Annotated in this window: 24 protein-coding genes and 1 tRNA gene; 12 read left to right on the forward strand and 13 right to left on the reverse strand. The window is 53.4% G+C overall.

Annotation, left to right across the window (positions count from 1 at the left end; all coding sequences use genetic code 11):
* The first annotated feature begins 6 nt into the window (after positions 1–6).
* The 3 genes from frdC (at position 7) to blc (ending at position 1389) form a co-directional block, all read left to right on the forward strand.
* Positions 7–399 carry a fumarate reductase subunit FrdC gene (gene frdC, locus NYE85_RS02570; RefSeq protein ID WP_259002741.1) on the forward strand — a complete coding sequence of 131 codons (393 nt, stop codon included), beginning with the start codon at positions 7–9 and terminating at the stop codon, positions 397–399.
* A 12-nt stretch (positions 400–411) separates the two neighbouring features.
* The gene (gene frdD / locus NYE85_RS02575) at positions 412–771 is read left to right on the forward strand and encodes a fumarate reductase subunit FrdD (RefSeq protein WP_259002742.1); all 360 of its coding nucleotides are present in this window, start codon (positions 412–414) and stop codon (positions 769–771) included.
* Positions 772–858: 87 nt separating this feature from the next.
* Positions 859–1389: an outer membrane lipoprotein Blc gene (blc, locus tag NYE85_RS02580; protein WP_259002743.1), complete on the forward strand. Its 531-nt coding sequence runs from the start codon at positions 859–861 to the stop codon at positions 1387–1389.
* Here the strand turns inward: blc and sugE are convergent.
* The 4 genes from sugE to efp form a co-directional block, all read right to left on the reverse strand.
* Positions 1386–1703 carry a quaternary ammonium compound efflux SMR transporter SugE gene (sugE, locus tag NYE85_RS02585; protein WP_198773936.1) on the reverse strand — a complete coding sequence of 106 codons (318 nt, stop codon included), beginning with the start codon at positions 1701–1703 and terminating at the stop codon, positions 1386–1388. The genes blc and sugE overlap by 4 nt on opposite strands.
* Positions 1704–1909: 206 nt before the next feature.
* Positions 1910–2041: an entericidin A/B family lipoprotein gene (locus tag NYE85_RS02590; protein WP_004956032.1), complete on the reverse strand. Its 132-nt coding sequence runs from the start codon at positions 2039–2041 to the stop codon at positions 1910–1912.
* Between the two features lie 121 nt (positions 2042–2162).
* The gene (locus NYE85_RS02595; RefSeq protein WP_004956035.1) at positions 2163–2294 is read right to left on the reverse strand and encodes an entericidin A/B family lipoprotein; all 132 of its coding nucleotides are present in this window, start codon (positions 2292–2294) and stop codon (positions 2163–2165) included.
* A 71-nt stretch (positions 2295–2365) separates the two neighbouring features.
* On the reverse strand, positions 2366–2932 hold the full coding sequence (gene efp, locus NYE85_RS02600; RefSeq protein ID WP_259002745.1) for an elongation factor P: 567 nt from the start codon (positions 2930–2932) through the stop codon (positions 2366–2368).
* 42 nt (positions 2933–2974) lie between these two features.
* Between efp and epmB the strand changes: the two genes are divergently transcribed.
* Positions 2975–4003 carry an EF-P beta-lysylation protein EpmB gene (epmB, locus tag NYE85_RS02605; protein ID WP_259002746.1) on the forward strand — a complete coding sequence of 343 codons (1029 nt, stop codon included), beginning with the start codon at positions 2975–2977 and terminating at the stop codon, positions 4001–4003.
* 68 nt (positions 4004–4071) lie between these two features.
* Here the strand turns inward: epmB and NYE85_RS02610 are convergent, their stop codons facing one another.
* The 4 genes from NYE85_RS02610 to NYE85_RS02625 form a co-directional block, all read right to left on the reverse strand.
* Positions 4072–4416, reverse strand: coding sequence for a DUF4156 domain-containing protein (locus NYE85_RS02610; RefSeq protein ID WP_039991297.1), 345 nt, complete (start codon positions 4414–4416; stop codon positions 4072–4074).
* Positions 4417–4779: 363 nt separating this feature from the next.
* Positions 4780–6426, reverse strand: coding sequence for a chaperonin GroEL (gene groL, locus NYE85_RS02615; protein WP_259002748.1), 1647 nt, complete (start codon positions 6424–6426; stop codon positions 4780–4782).
* A gap of 45 nt (positions 6427–6471) precedes the next feature.
* The gene (locus tag NYE85_RS02620; protein ID WP_025123790.1) at positions 6472–6765 is read right to left on the reverse strand and encodes a co-chaperone GroES; all 294 of its coding nucleotides are present in this window, start codon (positions 6763–6765) and stop codon (positions 6472–6474) included.
* Positions 6766–6999: 234 nt separating this feature from the next.
* Positions 7000–7491, reverse strand: a complete 492-nt coding sequence (locus NYE85_RS02625; protein WP_259002750.1) for an FxsA family protein — start codon at positions 7489–7491, stop codon at positions 7000–7002.
* Positions 7492–7843: 352 nt separating this feature from the next.
* Here NYE85_RS02625 and aspA point away from each other — a divergent pair, with 352 nt between their 5' ends.
* The 6 genes from aspA (at position 7844) to NYE85_RS02655 (ending at position 13717) form a co-directional block, all read left to right on the forward strand.
* Entirely contained in the window at positions 7844–9280 is a 1437-nt protein-coding gene (aspA, locus tag NYE85_RS02630) for an aspartate ammonia-lyase (protein ID WP_004956055.1), read from the forward strand.
* Between the two features lie 125 nt (positions 9281–9405).
* A complete protein-coding gene (locus NYE85_RS02635; protein ID WP_259002752.1) occupies positions 9406–10707 on the forward strand; it encodes an anaerobic C4-dicarboxylate transporter in 1302 nt (433 codons plus the stop codon).
* 131 nt (positions 10708–10838) lie between these two features.
* On the forward strand, positions 10839–11162 hold the full coding sequence (gene cutA, locus NYE85_RS02640) for a divalent cation tolerance protein CutA (protein WP_259002753.1): 324 nt from the start codon (positions 10839–10841) through the stop codon (positions 11160–11162).
* A complete protein-coding gene (locus NYE85_RS02645) occupies positions 11138–12865 on the forward strand; it encodes a protein-disulfide reductase DsbD (protein WP_259002755.1) in 1728 nt (575 codons plus the stop codon). Before cutA ends, NYE85_RS02645 begins: the two co-directional genes overlap by 25 nt.
* A gap of 41 nt (positions 12866–12906) precedes the next feature.
* The gene (locus tag NYE85_RS02650) at positions 12907–13482 is read left to right on the forward strand and encodes a transcriptional regulator (protein ID WP_259002757.1); all 576 of its coding nucleotides are present in this window, start codon (positions 12907–12909) and stop codon (positions 13480–13482) included.
* 159 nt (positions 13483–13641) lie between these two features.
* Positions 13642–13717, forward strand: a tRNA-Phe gene (locus NYE85_RS02655).
* A gap of 192 nt (positions 13718–13909) precedes the next feature.
* Here the strand turns inward: NYE85_RS02655 and NYE85_RS02660 are convergent.
* The 5 genes from NYE85_RS02660 to NYE85_RS02680 form a co-directional block, all read right to left on the reverse strand.
* Positions 13910–14941 (reverse strand): site-specific integrase, encoded by a 1032-nt coding sequence (locus NYE85_RS02660; protein ID WP_259002758.1) that lies wholly within the window; start codon positions 14939–14941, stop codon positions 13910–13912.
* 64 nt (positions 14942–15005) lie between these two features.
* Positions 15006–16745, reverse strand: a complete 1740-nt coding sequence (locus NYE85_RS02665; RefSeq protein ID WP_259002759.1) for a helicase/relaxase domain-containing protein — start codon at positions 16743–16745, stop codon at positions 15006–15008.
* Positions 16739–18193 carry a UvrD-helicase domain-containing protein gene (locus NYE85_RS02670; protein WP_259002761.1) on the reverse strand — a complete coding sequence of 485 codons (1455 nt, stop codon included), beginning with the start codon at positions 18191–18193 and terminating at the stop codon, positions 16739–16741. The genes NYE85_RS02665 and NYE85_RS02670 overlap by 7 nt, the downstream gene beginning before the upstream one ends.
* 295 nt (positions 18194–18488) lie before the next feature.
* The gene (locus NYE85_RS02675; protein ID WP_259002762.1) at positions 18489–19316 is read right to left on the reverse strand and encodes a phosphoenolpyruvate hydrolase family protein; all 828 of its coding nucleotides are present in this window, start codon (positions 19314–19316) and stop codon (positions 18489–18491) included.
* Entirely contained in the window at positions 19316–20569 is a 1254-nt protein-coding gene (locus NYE85_RS02680; RefSeq protein ID WP_259002763.1) for a Tm-1-like ATP-binding domain-containing protein, read from the reverse strand. Before NYE85_RS02680 ends, NYE85_RS02675 begins: the two co-directional genes overlap by 1 nt.
* 127 nt (positions 20570–20696) lie before the next feature.
* Between NYE85_RS02680 and NYE85_RS02685 the strand changes: the two genes are divergently transcribed.
* Positions 20697–21314, forward strand: coding sequence for a TetR/AcrR family transcriptional regulator (locus tag NYE85_RS02685; protein ID WP_259002764.1), 618 nt, complete (start codon positions 20697–20699; stop codon positions 21312–21314).
* Complete coding sequence (locus tag NYE85_RS02690) at positions 21311–21826, forward strand: GNAT family N-acetyltransferase (RefSeq protein ID WP_259002765.1); 516 nt, start codon at positions 21311–21313, stop codon at positions 21824–21826. Before NYE85_RS02685 ends, NYE85_RS02690 begins: the two co-directional genes overlap by 4 nt.
* Positions 21827–22185: the final 359 nt, after the last annotated feature.

Below are 22185 nucleotides of genomic sequence, written 5' to 3' on the forward strand. Positions count from 1 at the left end.
ACGGCAATGACAACACAACGTAAACCGTATGTGCGCACCATGACGCCAACCTGGTGGCAAAAACTGGGTTTCTATCGCTTCTATATGCTGCGGGAAGGCACCTCGCTGCCGGCGGTGTGGTTCAGCATCGTGCTGATCTACGGCCTATTCGCGCTCAAAGGCGGGCCGGATAGCTGGGTAGGGTTTATCGGTTTTCTGCAAAACCCGCTGGTGCTGCTGATTAACATCGTCGCGCTGCTGGCGGCGCTGCTGCACACCAAAACCTGGTTCGATCTGGCGCCTAAAGCCGCCAATATCGTGGTCAACAGCGAAAAAATGGGTCCAGGCCCGATCGTCAAGGCCCTATGGGCAGTGACCATCGTGGTGAGCGTGATTATCCTCGCCGTCGCGCTACTGTAATCCGGAGGAAACATGACAAATTTAACACCTAAACGCTCCGACGAGCCGGTATTCTGGGGTTTGTTCGGCGCCGGCGGCATGTGGGGAGCCATCGTTGCACCGGCGATAGTATTATTGGTGGGTATTCTACTGCCACTCGGCCTGTTCCCTGGCGACGCGCTGAGCTATGAGCGCGTGCTGGCCTTCAGCCAAAGCCTGATCGGCCGGTTGTTCCTGTTGCTGATGATCGTCCTGCCGCTGTGGTGTGGCCTGCACCGCATTCACCACGCCATGCACGACCTGAAAATCCATGTGCCGGCCGGCAAATGGGTATTCTACGGCCTGGCGGCGATCCTGAGCGTGGTCACGCTGATAGGCGTTGTCACGCTATAATCCCCCTTGGCGGCCAGCGTTGATTGGCCGCCAGCCCCCCGCTTTTCCGCTACACTGTTTATCTCACCGGTAAACAGGAGTTACCTAATGCGTTTTTGGTCAAAACTGTGCATGATGCTTCCCGCACTGCTGTCTGTCGCCTGCAGCGTATCCCCGCCAAAGGACGTCAAGGTGGTGGATAACTTCGATGCTAAACGCTATCTCGGCACCTGGTATGAAATCGCCCGGCTCGATCACCGCTTCGAACGCGGCCTGGAGCAGGTTAGCGCACAGTACAGTCCGCGCCAAGACGGCGGCCTGAAGGTGATAAATAAAGGATTTAATCGACAAAAACAGCGGTGGCAGCAAAGCGAGGGAAAAGCCTACTTTATCGGTTCGCCACAGCAGGCGTCACTAAAGGTGTCGTTCTTCGGGCCATTTTACGGCGGTTATAACGTCATTGCACTGGATGCGGACTACCGCTATGCGCTGGTCTGCGGGCCAAACCGCGACTATCTGTGGATCTTGTCACGTACGCCGACGCTGGATGCCAGCGTACGCGACCAACTGCTGCAAACCGCACGAGGCTACGGTTTCGAGATCGACAAGCTGATCTGGGTGAAACAGCAAGGCAACTAATGGCTACTGAATTTCAACCCGAGAATACCGACAATAATCAGGCACAGGCTTAAAACGCGCATGATATTGGTCGACTCGCCGAGCAGCACCATGCCCATAATCGCCGCTCCGACGGCGCCAATGCCGGTCCACACCGCGTAGGCGGTGCCGGCGGGCAGCGTTTTCATTGCATTTGCCAATAGCACCATGCTGACTACCATCGCCACAATGGTAATAATGCTGGGTGTTAGACGGGTAAATCCGTGGGTATATTTCAGGCCTATGGCCCAGACAACTTCCAGTAAACCGGCAATAACAAGAATGATCCACGCCATGGAACAGGCTCCAGGATATATGGGGTCGTCCCCTGAACAACGACGCGCAGGAAGGTCGTCCAACCTGGCTAAATGAACGGTACAATGATAACGCACAGTCGGCGGCAAGGTCGCGCCAGACATGGTCAAGCAGGGTATTCCACGACGGTAAAACTGATTAACACCGATTATCGCACGTGGAATACCACAGACAACATCAGTGAACGCTATTGTGCGCTGCGTTGGATAGCCTCGCCACCGGCTTGTACGTCCTTGCCGACGCCTTCGGTGGTATTGCACGCAGTCAGTGAAGACAGAACCAGCACAGAGAAAATCGCAATAATACTTTTCTTCAACATAAGAAAATCCTTATTAGTAAGTGACGAAAAGATACAGCTCTCTAAGCGTAGTCAAAATTGGCAGGCGTTGCCGTTAGAAACAGACTTTTCTCTCTCTATCCATTAATAACGCTTAGCGTTTTTAGTCTGCGCCGCGAGAAATAGCACCGCCAAGATGCTGCACGTCTTCGCCAAAGCCGCGGAAGGTATTACAGCCGCTCAGGGACAGCAATAATGCGAGGGAAATAATGGCTAACAGCGTTTTTTTCATCATGCCAATTCTGCCAAAGTTCTAAAAAAGGACGCTAAAACGCGGGAGCCACACGGGCTCCCGCGCATAGATACTTATTTAACGCGCGATACGTATTCGCCAGAGCGGGTGTCAACCTTGATCACTTCGCCGATCTGCACGAACAATGGCACCTTAACCACCGCGCCAGTGGACAATGTCGCTGGCTTGCCGCCGGTACCGGCAGTATCGCCTTTCAGGCCTGGATCGGTATCGATGATTTCCGCTTCGATAAAGTTCGGTGGCTGTACGGCGATCGGGCGACCATCCCACAGCGTAACGATACATTCCGCATTATCTTGCAGCCATTTGGCGACGTCAGAAACGGTTTTTTCTTCAACCTGGTGCTGTTCAAAGGTTTCTGGATGCATGAAATGGTAGAACTCACCGTCGTTGTACAGGTAGTTCATGTTGGTATCAACCACGTCGGCGCCTTCGCAGGAGTCGGTAGATTTGAAGGTTTTCTCAACGCGGCTGCCGGTCAGCAGACGACGCATTTTAACACGAGCAAAAGCCTGGCCTTTGCCCGGCTTGACGAACTCGCTGGATTCGACGGCGTAAGGCTCGCCCTCGAACATGATTTTAAGACCCGGACGGAAATCGTTGCTAGAATAAGTCGCCATGATGGCCCTCTGAATATTTAAACTGGTAGCTTAGCCAAAAAAATGGCACACATTATAACCCAAAACATCGCGGATAGAGAAGAATGGTTACATCAACTCGCCGATGTTATTACCGACCCCGATGAATTACTGCAACTGCTGTCACTGAACGCACACCCGCTGTTGCCGCAGGGGCGTGAAGCGCGTCGGCTGTTTCCGCTGCGCGTACCGCGCGCCTTTGCTGCACGCATGCGCCCCGGCGATGCCAATGACCCTTTACTGCGACAGGTGCTGACCGCCAGCGAAGAATTCGTTATCGCCCCCGGCTTCACTACCGACCCGCTTGACGAACAGCGCAGCGTGGTGCCAGGACTGTTGCATAAATATCGCAACCGCGCGCTGCTGTTGGTCAAAGGCGGCTGTGCGGTCAACTGCCGCTACTGTTTCCGCCGCCACTTCCCTTATCAGGATAACCAAGGCAACAAGGCCAACTGGCGTCTTGCGCTGGAGTATATCCGCCATCATCCGGAACTGGATGAAATTATTTTCTCCGGCGGCGATCCGTTAATGGCGAAAGACCACGAACTTGATTGGTTAATCGGTGAACTGGAGGCTATCCCACACCTGAAACGTCTGCGTATCCACACCCGCTTGCCAGTGGTCATTCCAGCGCGCGTTACCGAGGCGCTGTGCCAGCGGCTGGCGACGTCACGGCTACAGGTGTTGCTGGTAACGCATATCAATCACGCCAATGAAATCGACGCCGCGCTAAGCACCAGTATGGCGCAGCTGCGCCGGGCCGGGGTAACTCTGCTCAACCAGAGCGTGCTATTGCGTGACATCAATGACGATGCCGACACGCTGGCAGCGCTGAGCAATGCGCTGTTCGACGCCGGGATCCTGCCGTATTACATTCATGTGCTGGATAAAGTTCAGGGAGCGGCGCATTTTATGGTCAGCGACGACCAGGCCCGCGATATCATGAAAGCGCTGCTAAGCAAAGTTTCAGGCTATCTGGTACCGCGTCTGACGCGTGAAATAGGCGGCGAGCCGAGTAAAACGCCACTGGATCTGCGCCTCACCCAGCAATAGTTACCGCCGTCAGATGCAAAAAGAGGAATGCCTGGGCATTCCTCTTTTGTTTTAAACCGCCAATCGGATCAGGGGCATTTATACACCTGGCCGATCATTTTGCTGTCCAGTGGAGCAAAGCTGGAAAGCAGATTCTGGCTCGGGCTGGTTGCACCGTAAATCACGTTGCCGCCCATTGCCGCCGCCTTATTGCGCAGATCGTTGGCCGCGCCGCGCAGGCCACCGCTTTCAGCATTACTGCCAGATAGCCAATTGCTCTGGGTGCCGGTCACTTCACCCACCAGCTGGCATTCTGCCGCCGGTTTGGTGTCGGTGAATTTAACTTGCTGACCTGCGCTGGTCAGTTCATTGGTCGTGCTGCATCCTGCCAGCAGCAACGCTGCTGAAAGTCCCAGTAAGGCTTTAATCCGCATCTTGTTCCCCATATGATGTTGAGAATTACGCAAAAGCTTATCAGAAAGCGATGCTATCTCTTAAGCTTCCGTTGCCACATGTGCCTGGTCAACGCCTTGAGCGACAGCTGATGATGTACCAGTTTACACGCTAAAGCAGCCCGGTCTGCAAAAATATCATCAAATACCGTGCGCTAATGCGCGCATTATTCGCCAGCCTTGCTTGCATAGCCAATGACGGGCGCGCTGTCATACACCTGCTCCACCCGAGATTATGGTGTTCCCCGCAATGAAATCTTTTTTGCGCCAGTCCGTTGCCAGATCCCGCGCATAAAAAAACCCCGGCTTTCGCCGGGGCTTATCACACTACGGTGTGGGGGATGATTACATCATGCCGCCCATGCCACCCATGCCGCCCATACCGCCAGCGCCACCCATATCAGGCGCGTCAGCTTTAGGCAGATCGGTAACCATGCACTCGGTGGTGATCATCAGGCCAGCCACGGATGCTGCGTATTGCAGAGCAGAACGCGTTACTTTGGTTGGATCCAGGATACCCATGCCGATCATGTCGCCGTACTCTTCAGAATAGGCGTTGTAGCCGTAGCTGCCTTCGCCTGCCTTCACGTTGTTGGCGATGACAGAAGCTTCTTCACCGGCGTTGATTACGATCTGGCGCAGAGGCGCTTCCATCGCACGCAGTGCAACCTTGATACCCACGTTCTGATCTTCGTTGGCACCTTTCAGTTCGGCAATTTTGCTGGCAACGCGTACCAATGCTACGCCACCGCCGGCAACCACGCCTTCTTCAACCGCAGCACGGGTTGCGTGCAGGGCATCTTCAACGCGGGCTTTCTTCTCTTTCATTTCAACTTCAGTTGCAGCGCCAACCTTGATAACGGCAACGCCGCCAGCCAGTTTGGCCACGCGCTCTTGCAGTTTTTCGCGATCGTAGTCAGAGGTCGCTTCTTCGATCTGCTGACGGATCTGGCTAACACGGCCCTGAATGGTCGCTTCGTCGCCCACGCCATCGATGATGATGGTGGTGTCTTTGCTGATTACAACGCGTTTTGCCTGACCCAGATCTTCCAGGGTGGCTTTTTCCAGTTCCATACCGATCTCTTCTGAGATAACGGTACCGGCAGTCAGGGTAGCGATGTCCTGCAGCATGGCTTTACGACGGTCGCCGAAGCCTGGCGCTTTAACCGCTGCAACTTTAACGATGCCACGCATGGTGTTGACCACCAGGGTCGCCAGCGCTTCACCTTCCACGTCTTCAGCAACGATCAGCAATGGCTTGCCGGCTTTCGCCACGGCTTCCAGTACTGGCAGCATTTCGCGGATGTTGGAGATTTTCTTGTCAGCCAGCAGGATGAACGGGCTTTCCAGCTCAACAGAACCGGTTTCCGGCTTGTTGATGAAGTAAGGAGACAGGTAACCACGGTCGAACTGCATACCTTCAACCACGTCCAGCTCGTCTTGCAGGCCGGTGCCTTCTTCAACGGTGATAACGCCTTCTTTGCCGACTTTTTCCATCGCTTCTGCAATCAGTTTACCCACGGTTTCGTCGGAGTTTGCAGAGATGGTGCCTACCTGAGCAATTGCCTTGGAGTCAGAGCAAGGTACGGACAGATTCTTCAGTTCTTCAACTGCGGCCACAACGGCTTTGTCGATACCGCGCTTCAGATCCATCGGGTTCATGCCCGCAGCCACGGCTTTCAGACCTTCGTTGATGATTGCCTGAGCCAATACGGTGGCGGTGGTGGTGCCGTCGCCCGCAGCGTCGTTCGCTTTAGAGGCCACTTCTTTCACCATCTGCGCGCCCATGTTTTCGAACTTGTCTTCCAGTTCGATTTCACGTGCTACGGAAACGCCGTCTTTGGTGATGGTAGGAGCGCCGAAAGATTTATCCAGCACTACGTTACGGCCTTTCGGGCCCAGGGTCACTTTCACTGCATCAGCGAGAACATTCACGCCGCGTTGCATTTTTACGCGAGCGTCATTGCCGAATTTTACGTCTTTAGCTGCCATTGGTATTTCCCTTCAACTCTTTTCAGTTCAGAAGATAAAGCGTAATTACGCTTCAACAATTGCCAGAATGTCGCTTTCGGACATGATCAACACTTCTTCATTGTCGATCTTCTCTGCTTTCACGCCGTAACCGTCGTTGAAAATCACGATGTCGCCTACTTTCACATCCAGCGGTTGAACATTACCGCTTTCCAGAACGCGCCCTTTGCCGACGGCTACTACTTCACCACGGGTGGATTTACCCGCCGCAGAGCCAGTCAGTACGATGCCGCCAGCAGATTTTGATTCAACTTCTTTACGCTTGACGATAACGCGGTCATGCAATGGACGAATACTCATTGAACGCTCTCCTGTAAGAAGGTCTGTATCAGATTTAGGGTTATTCACCGGATTATCATATTTACCGGCCTCGTGGGTTTGAAATGGGGGCATTCCATTCCCCTTCAAGGGGGCCGAGTAAAAATTTTTTGCTTTTATGGCTGACGACACCCTGCCGCCGGCCACACACGGCCCGCAGGCCGCATTGGTGCGCCGTGCATGCCGGTTTTCCGGACCACACGGCGCCAAAAATATTTAGCGCTCGTCGCGTTTGTCGTGGTCGTCCGGACGGTGCTCAATCACGTTGCGATCGTCGTCCTTACGCTGGAACTCGCCGTCAAACGTGTTGCCGTCGGCCGCGCCGCCACCCTGCCCCCAACCGCCGGGACGATACACCGACAAATGCGGCATCAGTTTCAGCGTCAGGGATTTCTGCACCGGCGGCAGCAACAGCAGCAGGCCGAGAAAATCGGTAAAGAAACCTGGCACCAGCAGCAAAAAGCCCGCCAGCACCAGCGAAACACTCTTCACCATTTCCGCCGCCGGACTTTCGCCGGCCGCCAGCTTCTGCTGCATCTGCACGAAAGTCTTCATGCCCTGATTGCGCACCAGCGAAACACCCACGCACGAGGTAAAGATCACCAGCAACAGGGTGACGGCGACGCCCAGCACGGCGGCAACTTTGATAAACAGCGATATTTCGATGTAAACCAGCAAAAATATCAGCAAAAACGGTAACCAGCGCACCGCGTTCTCCTATCAGATGGCTTCGCGTACCCGCGCGGTGGCGCATACGTGAAAGAAAAATGGGGCCTGATTCAGGCCGATTCAATAACAATGGGGGCGGCTTGTGGACATTTCAACCAGACTGCATTTTTTATTGCTAGAGTTAACAAACGTGAATGAGATCACAGAATGCAAAAGCTGTGGTTTTTGAAGCGTCAGATAGTGATCTGGGTTCATTCATTTATTCCAAAGCAGCATATGATCTGGGCTGCAACAATTGCTGCGGTCGATACTTCGGCAGTTGAAGCTCACGGCGACATAAATTAGTTAACAGACAAATAATTAATTCGGCAGCAACATAGAGAAGGTTCTCATGTCAAACAACATTCGTATCGAAGAAGACCTGCTAGGAACACGTGAAGTACCCGCAGAAGCCTATTACGGTGTTCATACTCTGCGTGCGATTGAAAACTTTTATATTAGTAACAGTAAGATAAGTGACGTTCCTGAGTTTGTCCGTGGCATGGTTATGGTGAAGAAAGCCGCTGCGCTAGCTAACAAAGAGCTAAAAACCATTCCGCGTAAAATCGCCGATACAATCATCCAGGCTTGCGATGAAGTGCTGGATAAAGGCAAGTGCATGGATCAATTCCCGGTGGATGTGTTCCAGGGCGGTGCAGGCACCTCTTTGAACATGAACACCAACGAAGTGCTGGCGAATATCGGCCTGGAGCTGATGGGGCATCAGAAAGGGGAATACCAGTACCTGAACCCCAACGATCACCTCAACAAGAGCCAGTCCACCAACGACGCCTACCCAACAGGTTTCCGCATCGCGGTCTATGCGTCGATCATCAAACTGAATGACGCCATCAACCAACTACGCGAAGGCTTCGACCGCAAAGCCAAAGAATTTGAAACCATCCTGAAAATGGGTCGTACCCAGTTACAGGATGCGGTACCGATGACCCTCGGTCAGGAATTCCACGCCTTCAGCGTATTGCTGAGCGAAGAAATCCGCAGCCTGCAACGCACCTCGGAGCTACTGCTGGAGGTGAACCTCGGCGCGACCGCCATCGGCACCGCGCTGAACACGCCGGAAGGCTACCAGCAACTGGCGGTACAGAAACTGGCGGAAGTCAGCAATCTGCCGGTGGTGCCGGCAGAAGACCTGATCGAAGCCACCTCTGACTGCGGCGCCTACGTCATGGTGCACAGTGCGTTGAAACGCCTGGCGGTGAAACTGTCCAAAATCTGTAATGACCTGCGCCTGCTGTCCTCCGGCCCGCGCGCTGGCCTTAATGAAATCAACCTGCCAGAACTGCAGGCGGGCTCATCGATTATGCCGGCCAAGGTAAACCCGGTGATCCCGGAAGTGGTGAACCAGGTGTGCTTTAAGGTGATTGGCAACGACACTTGCGTTACTATGGCCGCCGAAGCAGGTCAGTTGCAGTTGAACGTCATGGAGCCGGTGATTGGCCAGGCGATGTTCGAGTCAATTCACATCCTGACCAACGCATGCTACAACCTGCTGGAAAAATGCATCAACGGCATCACTGCCAACAAAGAAGTGTGCGAACACTACGTATTCAACTCTATCGGTATCGTGACCTATCTGAACCCGTTCATTGGCCACCACAACGGTGACATTGTCGGCAAGATCTGCGCGGAGACCGGTAAGAGCGTACGTGAAGTGGTGTTGGAGCGCGGCCTGTTGACCGAAGCCGAACTGGATGACATTTTCTCGGTTGAGAACCTGATGCACCCGGCCTATAAAGCGAAACGCTATACTGATGAAAACGAACAATAACAACGACATCCGTTAGCCCAAAAGGCACGCTAAATCCTCTGGATAGCGTGCCTTTTTACTTTCTGGCGCCCACAAAATTTTAACGTTTCATTTTCATAATGTTTTCTATTAAGGAGTAACACACTATGTTAGCGGTGGAATTGATTATCGTTCTGCTGGCCATTTTTTTGGGGGCCAGATTGGGCGGTATCGGCATTGGCTTTGCAGGGGGCCTTGGGGTTTTAGTCCTGGCAATGATCGGCGTTAAGCCGGGCAATATTCCCTTTGACGTTATTTCAATCATCATGGCGGTTATCGCTGCCATCTCCGCGATGCAGGTCGCGGGCGGTATGGATTATCTGGTACAGCAAACTGAAAAATTGCTGCGTAAAAACCCAAAACACATCACTATTCTGGCACCCATCGTTACCTATTTCCTGACCATTTTTGCCGGCACCGGCAATATTTCGCTCTCCGCGCTGCCGGTGATCGCCGAAGTGGCCAAAGAGCAAGGCATCAAACCGTGCCGTCCCCTGTCGACCGCAGTCGTGTCAGCCCAGATCGCCATCACCGCATCACCGATATCCGCGGCGGTGGTGTACATGTCGTCAGTAATGGAAGGCCACGGCGTCAGCTACCTGCACATGCTGATGGTGGTCATCCCGTCTACCTTCTGTGCGGTGCTGCTGATGTCGCTGCTGGTCAGCTGGATCTTCGACTCAAAACTGTCTAGCGACCCGGTTTACCTGAAACGATTCGAGGAAGGTCTGGTCACGCTGCGTGGCAATAACGTGGTCGCCATCAAGCCACGCGCCAAATTGTCGGTGATGCTGTTCCTGCTGGGTGTACTGTGTGTCGTGGCCTACGCCATTATCAACAGTCCGGGCCTGGGGCTGGTGGCCACACCATTGATGAATACCACCAACGCCATTCTGATCATCATGTTGAGCGTGGCCACCTTGACCACGCTGCTGTGCCGCGTCGATACCGATCTGGTATTGAATTCCAGCACCTTCAAGGCCGGCATGAGCGCCTGTATCTGTATTCTTGGCGTAGCCTGGCTGGGTGATACCTTCGTTCAGGCCAACCTCGGCTGGATCAAGGAAACTGCGGGCAACGTGATTCAGGCGCACCCGTGGCTGCTGGCGGTAATTTTCTTCTTCTGTTCGGCGTTGCTCTACTCGCAGGCGGCAACCGCCAAGGCGCTGATGCCAATGGCGCTGGCGCTGAACGTCAGCCCACTGACCGCCATTGCCTCCTTCGCTGCGGTATCCGGCCTGTTTATTCTGCCTACCTACCCCACGCTGGTGGCTGCGGTGCAGATGGACGATACCGGCACCACTCGCATTGGCCGCTTCGTGTTTAACCACCCGTTCTTTATTCCCGGTACCATCGGCGTGGTCTTCGCCGTGCTGTTCGGCTTCCTGCTGGGCAGCGTCATCTTGTAACACCACCACCGGGGTTGCCGTGCAGCCCCGATTTCCTCCTGGTTTTCTCCGGTCGTGATAAACTCGCCTTCTGGCCCGACGGCCTTCAAGGTATAGTGCCTGCCTGCCCCTAACGGTTGAGAGGAGTAAACATGTCTGATTGCAATGCCGTCGTCATACTCTGTACCGCACCGGATGAAGCCACAGCGCAAGAACTGGCGGCGCGCGTATTGGGCGAAAAACTGGCCGCCTGCGCCACGCTACTGCCCGGAGCCTCATCGCTCTATTACTGGGAAGGGAAACTGGAACAGGAATATGAAGTGCAAATGCTGTTCAAAAGCGATAAACAGCATCAGGACGCCCTGCTCAGCCATCTGAAACAACATCACCCGTATCAAACGCCCGAGTTGTTGGTGCTGCCGGTGATGACTGGAGATAAAGACTACCTGTCATGGATCAACGCATCGTTAAACTGATTTTCCTGATCTGCGGCCTGTGGTTACTGCCGCTGAGCGCACAAGCCTCACTGTTTGGCGGCGGCGGTAGCCAGTTCGTACCCGTCGATCAGGCATTTGCCTTTGATTTTCAGCAAACAGACCACCAACTGACGCTAAACTGGCAAATACGCCCCGGCTATTATCTGTATCGTCAGCAAATCAAGCTGGTGCCACAGCAGGCCCAACTGGGAGCCGTCACGCTGCCCAGCGGCTTGAGCCATAAAGATGAGTTCTTCGGCGAGGTAGAGATTTATCAGCAGCAGTTGACCTTGCCGCTGACGCTACAGCAGGCCGGTGCCAACGCCAGCCTCAGCGTCACCTACCAGGGCTGCGCCGAAGCCGGTTTTTGCTACCCGCCAGAAACCCGCGTGGTCCCGCTGAATGCCGTGAGCGCCGCCGTAACGCCAAGCTCAGCGCCGACTGCTGCAACACAGCCTCCCCCGGCGGCACCGACGACATCGGCCGAACTGCCGTTCTCACCGCTGTGGGCATTGCTGATTGGCATCGGTATCGCCTTTACGCCGTGCGTACTACCAATGTACCCATTGATTTCCGGCATTATTCTTGGCCGTGAGCGCCCGCACAGCAGCGGCCGCATCCTGTTGTTGGCGGTGGTGTATGTGCAAGGTATGGCGCTGACCTATACCCTGCTTGGGCTGGTGGTGGCCGCCGCCGGGTTGCAATTTCAGGCGGCACTTCAACACCCTTACGTACTGATTGGCCTGTCGCTGCTGTTTATTGCGCTGGCGTTGTCGATGTTCGGCCTCTACTCGCTGCAGTTACCGTCATCACTGCAAACCCGGCTGGCCAATTGGAGCAACACCCAGCGCGGCGGCTCGCTGGCTGGGGTGTTCGCCATGGGCGCGCTGGCCGGGCTGATTTGCTCGCCGTGCACTACCGCACCACTCAGCGCCATCCTGTTGTATATCGCGCAGAGCGGCAATCTGTGGGCCGGTGGCGGTACGCTGTATCTATACGCTTTGGGCATGGGTATTCCACTGGTGCTGATCACCCTGTTCGGCAACCGGCTGCTGCCGCGCAGCGGGCCGTGGATGCAGTACGTGAAAGAAGCGTTCGGCTTCGTCATTCTGGCGCTGCCGGTATTCCTGCTCGAGCGGGTGATTGGTGACGTCTGGGGTCTGCGGCTGTGGAGCCTGCTGGGGCTGGCGTTCTTTGGCTGGGCCTTCACACTCAGCCTAACCGCCACCCGCCGCTGGGCCCGCCTGGCGCAGTTGCTGCTGCTGGCCGCCGCAGTGATCGTCGCCCGGCCGTTGCAAGACTGGGCTTTCGGCGTCAATGCCACACAGCAGGCAACGCATCCGCAGCTCAACTTTACCCGCATCGATAATGTGGCGCAGCTCGAACAGGCGCTGCAACAGGCGCAGGGCAAGTCGGTGATGCTGGATCTGTACGCCGACTGGTGCGTCGCCTGTAAAGAGTTCGAAAAATATACCTTCAGCGACCGCGCAGTACAGGCACGCCTGGCCAATACCGTGCTGTTGCAGGCCGACGTGACGGCCAACAGCAGCGAACAGGCTGCGCTGCTCAAACGGCTCAAGGTGCTGGGGCTGCCGACCATCCTGTTCTTTGATGCTCAGGGGCAAGAGCTGCCGGCCGCCCGCGTTACCGGCTTCATGGACGCGCAGACGTTTGATGCGCATTTGCAGAAAACAGTGCCATAAACGACACTGAGGTTCATAACCAGAGTTTGGAGGGGTTACACGTGCAACGCGAACTTGTTCTTGATACGGCGCTGGGACTTTTGGAACAAAAAGGTCTCGCGACCACCACGCTGGAAATGCTGGCGGAAAAACTCGGCATGCAGCCCAGCGATTTCAAGCCGTTCTGGCCGGATCGCGAAGCTCTGCTGTACGACTGCCTGCGTCACCATGGGCAGCAGATAGATGCCTGGCGCCGTCAGCTGTTGTTGGACGAATCCCTTAGCCCGCAGCAAAAACTGCTGGCACGCTATGACGTACTGACCGAGTATGTGAAAAACGATCGTTATCCCGGCTGCCTGTTTATCGCCGCCTGCAGCGTGTTCCCCGACGACCATCACCCGATCCACCAGTTGGCGGAACAGCAAAAGATGACCTCACTCGAGCTGACCCGCGACCTGCTACGCGAAATGGATGCGGATGACCCCGACATGGTGGCACAGCAAATGGAGCTGGTGCAGGAAGGATGTTTGAGCAAACTGCTGATCAAACGGCAGCTTCAGGATGTATCGGTTGCCAAACGGCTGGCAGAGGACATTCTACAGGTAGCTCAATGCCGTAAACACGGTGCGTTGAGCTAGAATGTTCCCCCCACTGATACCGGCATGGCCCTGATTTATCACGCCAAGGACAAACTTCAGGCAGTTTGTTTGAAAAGTCAGCGAGCGAGCCGGTTTTTTTGCGTTTATGGCATAAAGCGATTGACGCCATTGGGCCTTTAGGGTTTAATGCGGCGCGTTGCCCGGATAGCTCAGTCGGTAGAGCAGGGGATTGAAAATCCCCGTGTCCTTGGTTCGATTCCGAGTCCGGGCACCACTAATTCTGCATCAATGCACACTGGTTAAAGGATGAGAACTTTAACGGGTGGTTAATACGGAATCGACTTGTCAAAGTGATAACAGAGTAACTGTTTACTACCGCGACGTTGTAAGTTGAATTCCTCAAGAAGGATGCCTGTGGGCAAACACAGGCATCCTTTTCTCGATCACTGGTGATATTCACAGCAAATCATGCCTGTGTCAAGCTTTGTAAGCTTCTCGTAGCAGTGATATCCGTATGTAAAACAAGCTCCTGTTCGAGTGCTTTTCCAGCTACTTCCATATCCAATTCGATATACTCCATTGTGGTACTGACGTTCCGGTGACCCAGCAGATCCTTCACCAGTTTTAGATTTCTGTCCGGGGATTTCATCAACTCCGTGGCAAGTGTGTGACGGAAACGGTGTGAAGAAATATCGAAGCCACTCTCCCTGGACAACCGGCGATAGAAGCTACGAAATGACTGCGTCACCCCTTTCTCGCTATAGACGTATTGCGTGTGTCGTGGCATCGTAAAACGTTTCACATCAAACAGCAGATCATGAAGACCGGCACCTCGCTCCATGGCACGGGTGATCAACTGTTTTATCCGTTCTCTCAACTGCCGGACGATAGGAACCTTCCACTCACGATGGGTCTTACTCCCTTCCTGTCGTAACTCTATCCAGCTTTGCTCAAGATTGATGTCTCCCAAGCGTATGTGAATCAGCTGATTATTCCGCATGCCGGTATACCTGAACGTATCAAGCACAGTCATCCAGAACCAGGTCGGATAAAGTGCACATTTCCCACCACGTAATGGTTTTCTGTCCTTCTCCCTTTGTTCATACTGCTGCATGATTAGATACATGCGAGTCAGCTGCGTCCGCGTTAATATTCGCTTTTTCTTGGTGTCAGAACGGACAACCGTTCCGTTAAACGGATTATCTTCAAACTCAACAAGCCCTTTTTTTATCCCCAAATTAAAGATCGCACGCAGATGCGCCACCTTGTTATTCCAGGTATGGACCGAAAGATTTTTCTCCTTTAATAAATGCCGGCGCCACAACAAAACATCACGCTGAGTGATCTTGTTTGGCGGAACCGTGGCACCAATAAAACGAGTAAAAGTGAGAACAACCTTCCTATAGCTCCACTCGGTAGCCGAACGAAGCTGCTTAGTGAAGAAATACTCTTCGAGTAAAAGCTCCCATTCATCATGCATTAATTCTTTCTTTTTCATTGCAATACCTCTTCGCTGCTTTATCGCACGCTGACCATTAAGTGATTCAGGGTTCCCTGGTTAACTACGGGATCACCAATAACTGGCTATCTTCAGGTACATGTTTCCCCCCATATAAACTATTTGCCTTCACCAGATAGCCATTGATACGTCGGTACGAACCGCATCCGGCAGGCTCCTGGTACAAATGACCAATAAAAAATCGCTGCCCTTTACGTACCCTGTGCCTCCCCATTTTCTCAAACGCCTTCTGAATAGCGTTCCGTTCGGAACGCTCCTTACCACACTCTTTGATATACAAGTGAAAAATTTCTGGAACACAAAGGAAAACAAAACCGCTGACCATATGCGCCCTGGACTCCGGATGATTGACGCTGATGCGCTGTTCTTGAAGCCCCGTGGCCAACCACTTCCAAAACTCATCGTCTGCATTCTCCAACTCATGCTGCCGCTGACTTATCGCCATCTGTTCGGATCCCTGATGGCTTAAATCAGGTTGAATAAGGGGTTGTGCAACTGGCTTTTCAAGTGGACGAGGTTCAGCAATAGATTCTGTTAGAGAAGGCACAGGATCATCAGCTCTATCAATATCAGTGCTAATATTAGTTGCTGGCTGCTGGCTCCCTTCCGATGGATGTACCTCACTATGAGGGGCGTCACCTTTCTCAACGGGATCTGAAGCAGCTGGCTCCAATACGCTGACATTCATCAGCGAAAGCAGTGCCTGCATCTCTTCCTCAACCTCAACAGCAGGCTCTGGTGCAACAATCATTTCGGCCAGCGGTAAATCATTAACAGGTGCATCCAGCGCAGAGCTCAGAAGTACATCACCCGGTGGAACAGCCATGGCACCTTCAGAGCTGACTGCAGCTGCGGTGTCAGCACCGTCTTCTAGGTCGTTAATGGCAGTCGGCTCTCCCGACACAGCACTTTGGACTGCGACACCAGGTACACTGCTCTCCAGCGCAACCTGCGCGGCAGATTCGCCAACAAGGTCTGGCGACGTCTCTGCCGGCACGGGCATGGGAGAAGAAGGAATGGCAACGGCCGCTAGGTTTGCAATTGCATCGCCACCCGCCAGCTTGACAGCCTCTTTGACTATTTCATCAATCACCGGCAACGAGCTGGGTTGGCCTGAAGCTATCAGCATCACCGCATGTGCCGCGGTTGGCAGGATAGATAGCCAGTTGACCGCTTCCGCCGGCAACAGACGACAGGCAATCAACGCCCTTTGGCTTGTCGTGATGGTCGAATCCGGTGACACCGGTCTGAACCGAAAACGGTAAGGTTCGGCGGGCACGGTCACACCGGGTAACCACGGGCGGCCACTCTGCAGTTCACCTTCTATCAGCACGAGTTGAGGTAGGTAACGCCAGAGCGCCGCGTAAAACACCACGGCGTTCCACAGAATATTTTGCGCTGACTGCTCCTCCGGCGCCACACCCGGCGGCAGCATATGGCCTTTGGCCAGACGAACGGCGTAGGTCGTCGTCTGCAGCGTGATATCAACCAGCCCGCCTTCATTGGCATACTCACCTTGCCGGGTTGCCGGCAGCACCTGCATCAGTGTCACCAGATGATGCAGCGGCTGCAGATAAAACTGCTCGTACAAATCTTTTGGCAATGCGCTGTTTTCCCACAGCTGCTGCAGACACTGTTTACGGGCTGGCATGTCCAGCAGCTGCGTGGCGGACTGCGGCATAAAATAACCGGCCGGTCCTGTCGGCGATGAAGGTGCTGATGATTTTTCCCTGGTCGATACCTCACGGGTGCCGACCAGCAGTTCCTTGATGGCCTTCAACATGCCGGCATATCCCCTTCCCCGTCATTAGCGGCGGCTTCGTCAAGGAGTACCTGCAGCAACCCGTTAATGACCAGCACTTTTCTCGCGCGAGTTACCGCCACATACAGCAGATTGGTTTCGTCAGTGCGCTCATCCTCAGGCAACAGCGGATCAGTGATATCGGCAAAGTCCTCGTTCAGGGCGACCACCGGCCATTCCAATCCCTTGCTGCGGTGCGCCGTCGACACCGTGACCTGAGCCTGTGTTTCGTCCGTGACGGCATGCTCACGCATCACCTGCAGTTTCTGCGGCAACGGAAAATACTGTTCAAGCAGGCGCAGGCCCTGGTTCATTTCCGGATCTTTCGTGGCCTTGGCCACCGACTCGAACTCTTCAAAATCACGATATTCCCGCGACAACGCCGGCGAACGCATCCGTTCAGGCATGTCTGCAGAGAACCAGTAAAGGTCTTCGAGCTCCTCGGTCTTGTAGCCGGCGATGCCGCCGACCCAGAACACCTTCTGGCCGGCCAGGCTGGCATCCAGCGCTGCCCCAATCACACCGGCAACAGTTCGGCTTAATACCGTGACGTGCTCTCCCCGTTTTTCCTCTGGCAGCCGTGTGACTACCGCGTCTTCCCCGCCATCGCCCACAACGGGCATCGTTTCTCCCTGGCGGGCCAGCAGCATGTTTGCCACGCTGGCCACCGCTGGCCCGAACCGGAAACTGTGAGTCAGATTCAGCCATTCGGCATCGCTGAGTGCCGGCGCATCGAGGGCATTCTTGGCGCCGCGGAAACGGTAAATCTGTTGATGACGATCGCCGACCAGCACCACATTACAGTCCTGCGCAAACACCAGGCTCTGTGTCACCGGGTTGGCATCCTGCGCCTCGTCGAACAGCAACGTTTGCCAGCGTTTTGAGAGATCTGGCTGAGAGAGCTGATACAGCTTGAGATAGACATCGTGCGTAACTGGGAACGTGCCATCCTGGCGCGCAGATTCGCGCCACAGCTGCTGCGCAGCCGCTAGGATCCGGTCTGCAGTTAACCCGCAGCGGTCATCTTCATCCGGTAGGTGTTGCGGCCCAAATTCATGATCACCACTGCACAAAAAGGCATTGAAGGCCATGATGGCCGTCCTGGCCAGCGGCCAGTGGCGGGTATTGAGCTGGCGAGCAACGTCAGTGATCCGCAGATTACCCGTTAACCGCTTCTGGTAATGACGGCCGAAGTTTGGCCAGGCCAGCTGATGCGACGTTTTGCACTCAACGTTGAAGGGAAATTTTTGTTCGGCCTCATCCCTGACAGCGCGGTTATACGCCAGATAGAGCATCTTGGTGTTGGGATTCGCCAGCGCATAACGCACCAAGGTGGACGTTTTGCCCGTGCCGGCAAACGCCCTGACGACCAGGCGATGCCCAGACCAACCGATGACGGCTACCTGTTCAGGCGTATCAGAATAAGACATCAACAGCACTCCATTAAAACGGGACCGGCGCTATGCTGCGCAGGTCGGCACGATACGCACCACAGGAAACTCTTTTCCCGGAAGAAAAGATTTATCCTGTTCAGGCGTATTCAGGGTGATATATCCTTTATCAATCCCATGCTGCTGCAGTTGGTGAAGCCAAAGGCCACAAAAGGACCACGTGGATAAATCATCCACGTGGGTATTTGAGGCAAAAACAAATTTTTTTTAATTTATTCAGGGCGCTACCATCATTATTTAAGCCCTGTTTATTATCCGGAAATTAAATGAATAATTAATTCCGTTTTATTTTTTTAAATACTTCGACGGTATTTTTAATCGCTATTTCAGTTGGCAGGCGTTCCATCGAGCTGGCACCGTAGAATCCGTGGCAATCCGGGCAATGAGCCAGGATATACGCCGCATCTTCCGGCTCCGCGATAGGACCACCGTGGCACAGCACAATCACGTTATCCCGTACCGCTTTCGCCGCCCAGGCACAGGCGTTGATTATCGGTATACAGGACTCAAGGTCATGCGCAGTTTCGGCACCGATATCCCCGCCGGTGGTCAACCCCATGTGCACGACAATGATGTCCGCGCCGGCCTGGGTCATCGCCACCGCGTCGTCCGGATTGAAGACGTACGGGGTGGTCAGCATCCCCTTCTCATGCGCCAGGCGTATCATGTCGACTTCCAGCTGATAGCCCATCCCGGTCTCTTCCAGGTTCTTGCGGAAATTGCCGTCAATGAGACCCACGGTCGGGAAGTTCTGTACGCCGACAAAGCCCTGATTCTTGAGCTCGTCCAGGAACGGTGAGAGATTACAGAACGGATCGGTGCCGCAGACGCCGGCAAGTACCGGCGTTTTTTTGACGACAGGCAACACTTCGTTTCCCATCTCACGAACTATCTGATTGGCGTTACCATACGGCATCAGGCCGGACAGTGAACCGCGACCAGCCATCCTGAAACGACCCGAGTTGTAGATGACTATCAGGTCAACACCGCCGGCCTCTTCGCTGCGCGCAGAAAGACCGGTGCCAGCACCGGCGCCAATAATCGGTTCATCACGGGCGACTTTCTGCTTCAGACTTTCAACAATCATCCTGTAGCTATTCATTAAAGTTTCCCTGGTATTGAGTGATGAGAGGTTCCCTGGTGTTGCATGACTGCGTTGAACTCCTCAATCACAAGTGCTGCAAATTCAGGTGCGTTAATATGGTGAGGCGTTTTGATAATCCGGCGCCGGCTCGTCTGTAACACAGTCTTCTCTAACCCGTCAGCAAACGCCCGTCGTGCGTCAGGGTCATAAAACGGCTGGCCGGGAGCATCAAGTGCGGAGAATCCACCTTCTGGTATAAGAAAACGTACCGGCCCATTGCATTCGTTGAGCTTCTGCCCAATCCACACGCCGAGCTGGTAGTTTTCCCCTGGTGTTGTGCGCATTAGCGTCACCTGAGCGTTATGCTCGACAAACTGCCGCTGAGCATAACGCTCAGGTATGCTGTCAGGAGCGCTGAAATTAACCATATCCAGAGCCCCTGCACTGCCGATCCATGGCACCTTTGTCTCCGCTATACAATCTAACCGAGTTTCTGGACATGCCAGTACACCGCCAAACAGTAGGTCAGCGGCTTCAGTCAGCGTGATATCAAGAACGCCGACAATCTCGCCATTCTCAACAAGCCGCTCCATCGAAGTACCACCGTTGCCAGTGGCGTGAAATACCAAAGGGTCGTACTGTTCATGCAAAGCTGTAATCAGCTGATTAATGCATGGCGTAGTTACACCAAACATGGACAAACCAATAACGGGTTTTTGGGCGCGAACAGGGACAACCAGATGATTTACAGCACCGGCTATCATATGGGCCGCATTAGAGAGAATGGTACGAGAGAGGTAATTAAGGCCGTTCAGGTCAGTCACCGTGTACAGCATGGCAATATCTACGCCCCCGACATAGCCGCTAACGTTACCCGACGCCATGGTAGACACCATCAGTTTGGGTATGCCTATAGGCATTGACTTCATCGCTGCCGTTATCAGGGCTGTTCCGCCGGAACCCCCTATGCCAATTAATCCAGAAATATCTTCCGAGGTACTGCGTAGAAAACGAGTCAGAGCAACAGACATGGCTGTTACAGCACGACCACGCTCATTGCAGAAAACCGCTTCACAGCCTTCCGGATGATATTCAGCAATCTGTGATGGCGGAATATCTATCTTACTGTCTTCACAAAATTCCGACGGCTTTCCAGTAGACACATCAATAATATGTGAATCCACGCCGGCGGCATGCAAACAGGACTTCAGCCAGAGCAACTCATCGAGTTTGGTGTCCGCTGTCCCTATGACATACACAAACTTGGCCATACAACCCTCTCCATCATAAGGGGTGAAAGATTGATTGATATCGTGCAATATAAAGCTAGGCTAATATTTTATAACCTGCAAGATATTTTTATTACGTGTGATATTTTTTGTTGAGCGAGACAAAGAAATGCAACTTTTTGACGAAAACAACCTGTCACCAGTGCGGCGCCGAACCCTTGAACGTCTTGTTAATGCAGCACTGAAGCTCTACAAGGAAGACAAATTCCCATCCCCGGAAGAGATCACCCGCGAAGCCGAATATGCGAAGGTTACTCTCCGGAGTTACTTCACGACGCACAGCGAGTTCGTTGAGTATGTCGTCAAACAGGTCATAGGGTCTGTTGAAAGGCCTATCATGGGGGATGATGCTGAGGATAATATCTGCCGATTACTGAGCTGGGGATATGGAGAGCTGTACTCTCATGAAGGACTAATGCGTGATGCAATGCGCATTTCGCAACATCGCTGGCAGACCCGCCATGAGGAGAAGGAGCGTGAAGAAGAAGATACTCTGCTTAAAAAGAGTAACCGCCGGGAAGCACTCACTGAAGCATTAGCACCGCTGGAGTCTCAACTCCCACAGGACAAAGTTCAAAAGCTGGTCATGCTGATGTCAGTGCTCTATGGCACCGAAGCGATGACGGTACTCAAAGATACCTTTGGCTTGGAGCAGGAAGAGATCGTGGATCTGACCACCTGGGGGGCAAAACTTATGCTACGCCAAGCAAAAAAGGAAGAAGAATGAAAAGGTTAGCCACAAAAAGGGACCTTCCATTCATAACCAAACTTATTCGTGAAGGGGCGAAAAATCATCATTTCGATACGAATCTATTAAACCCTTTCGAGTGGTTTGTATATAAAATTCGGCTCAGGCTAATGATTTCAAAGGGTTTCGATCATCACTACCATCGAAAGGCCGAGAAGTATATAAGTCGTAAAATGGGCGTTTTTGTATGGATGGATCAAGGGTTACCTGTAGGTTTCAGCATTATCGCCGGAGACGTTAAGGGTTATTTCTACAAAGAAATTCTCATGGTCTCAATATCTCCAGAACACCAAGGTAAGGGGTTCGGGAGAAAGATAATAGAAACGCATTTATCTGAATCTAAGGCCCGGGGAGAAATGCTTACTGCCAAGTGTCATCCAGAATCAAAAATAATGCATAATATTTTAATAAAAAAAGGGTTTCGCTGTAAAGTGGATGAGTCAGGTTTGCGTCACCTATGGAATAGATATCCGGTTGATAACGGCATATAGGGATCCGCTAGGGAAACGGAATACATCCTACGTCAAGCCTGTTTTTTGAGCTGGTATGACGGGCTGTTATGTGCCAGGAGCGGACGTTGGAGTGCCAGACGCCCTCTAAAAATAATGGTTCGTTTTGTAGGGACATTTACAGTAGCTATTCACTACTAAATGTTAGATACAAGAGAAGGGATGGGATAGACAGAACCTTTCAGTACGGAAGCCGGCTACGGCGCCATTTGCCTACGGTACTCTATTCAACAGCTGCTGGCGCCTCCATGCCGCTGACGCGGCATAATTCTGGCTTTTCAACCGCTCAGTTCTGGCAGTTAAACAACAGAAAATATAGGTATGGGTAACGACAAAAACGC

This window comes from Serratia sp. AKBS12 (genome assembly GCF_024793895.1).
In the GTDB taxonomy this organism is placed as follows: domain Bacteria; phylum Pseudomonadota; class Gammaproteobacteria; order Enterobacterales; family Enterobacteriaceae; genus Serratia_F.

What these genes read in the sequence shown, in the direction of transcription:
- frdC (WP_259002741.1), top strand. Translation starts at nt 7, where the DNA reads ATGACAACACAACGTAAACCGTATGTGCGCACCATGACGCCAACCTGG.
- frdD (WP_259002742.1), top strand. Translation starts at nt 412, where the DNA reads ATGACAAATTTAACACCTAAACGCTCCGACGAGCCGGTATTCTGGGGT.
- blc (WP_259002743.1), top strand. Translation starts at nt 859, where the DNA reads ATGCGTTTTTGGTCAAAACTGTGCATGATGCTTCCCGCACTGCTGTCT.
- sugE (WP_198773936.1), bottom strand. Translation starts at nt 1,703, where the DNA reads ATGGCGTGGATCATTCTTGTTATTGCCGGTTTACTGGAAGTTGTCTGG.
- NYE85_RS02590 (WP_004956032.1), bottom strand. Translation starts at nt 2,041, where the DNA reads ATGTTGAAGAAAAGTATTATTGCGATTTTCTCTGTGCTGGTTCTGTCT.
- NYE85_RS02595 (WP_004956035.1), bottom strand. Translation starts at nt 2,294, where the DNA reads ATGATGAAAAAAACGCTGTTAGCCATTATTTCCCTCGCATTATTGCTG.
- efp (WP_259002745.1), bottom strand. Translation starts at nt 2,932, where the DNA reads ATGGCGACTTATTCTAGCAACGATTTCCGTCCGGGTCTTAAAATCATG.
- epmB (WP_259002746.1), top strand. Translation starts at nt 2,975, where the DNA reads ATGGCACACATTATAACCCAAAACATCGCGGATAGAGAAGAATGGTTA.
- NYE85_RS02610 (WP_039991297.1), bottom strand. Translation starts at nt 4,416, where the DNA reads ATGCGGATTAAAGCCTTACTGGGACTTTCAGCAGCGTTGCTGCTGGCA.
- groL (WP_259002748.1), bottom strand. Translation starts at nt 6,426, where the DNA reads ATGGCAGCTAAAGACGTAAAATTCGGCAATGACGCTCGCGTAAAAATG.
- NYE85_RS02620 (WP_025123790.1), bottom strand. Translation starts at nt 6,765, where the DNA reads ATGAGTATTCGTCCATTGCATGACCGCGTTATCGTCAAGCGTAAAGAA.
- aspA (WP_004956055.1), top strand. Translation starts at nt 7,844, where the DNA reads ATGTCAAACAACATTCGTATCGAAGAAGACCTGCTAGGAACACGTGAA.
- NYE85_RS02635 (WP_259002752.1), top strand. Translation starts at nt 9,406, where the DNA reads ATGTTAGCGGTGGAATTGATTATCGTTCTGCTGGCCATTTTTTTGGGG.
- cutA (WP_259002753.1), top strand. Translation starts at nt 10,839, where the DNA reads ATGTCTGATTGCAATGCCGTCGTCATACTCTGTACCGCACCGGATGAA.
- NYE85_RS02645 (WP_259002755.1), top strand. Translation starts at nt 11,138, where the DNA reads ATGGATCAACGCATCGTTAAACTGATTTTCCTGATCTGCGGCCTGTGG.
- NYE85_RS02660 (WP_259002758.1), bottom strand. Translation starts at nt 14,941, where the DNA reads ATGAAAAAGAAAGAATTAATGCATGATGAATGGGAGCTTTTACTCGAA.
- NYE85_RS02665 (WP_259002759.1), bottom strand. Translation starts at nt 16,745, where the DNA reads ATGTTGAAGGCCATCAAGGAACTGCTGGTCGGCACCCGTGAGGTATCG.
- NYE85_RS02670 (WP_259002761.1), bottom strand. Translation starts at nt 18,193, where the DNA reads ATGTCTTATTCTGATACGCCTGAACAGGTAGCCGTCATCGGTTGGTCT.
- NYE85_RS02675 (WP_259002762.1), bottom strand. Translation starts at nt 19,316, where the DNA reads ATGAATAGCTACAGGATGATTGTTGAAAGTCTGAAGCAGAAAGTCGCC.
- NYE85_RS02680 (WP_259002763.1), bottom strand. Translation starts at nt 20,569, where the DNA reads ATGGCCAAGTTTGTGTATGTCATAGGGACAGCGGACACCAAACTCGAT.
- NYE85_RS02685 (WP_259002764.1), top strand. Translation starts at nt 20,697, where the DNA reads ATGCAACTTTTTGACGAAAACAACCTGTCACCAGTGCGGCGCCGAACC.
- NYE85_RS02690 (WP_259002765.1), top strand. Translation starts at nt 21,311, where the DNA reads ATGAAAAGGTTAGCCACAAAAAGGGACCTTCCATTCATAACCAAACTT.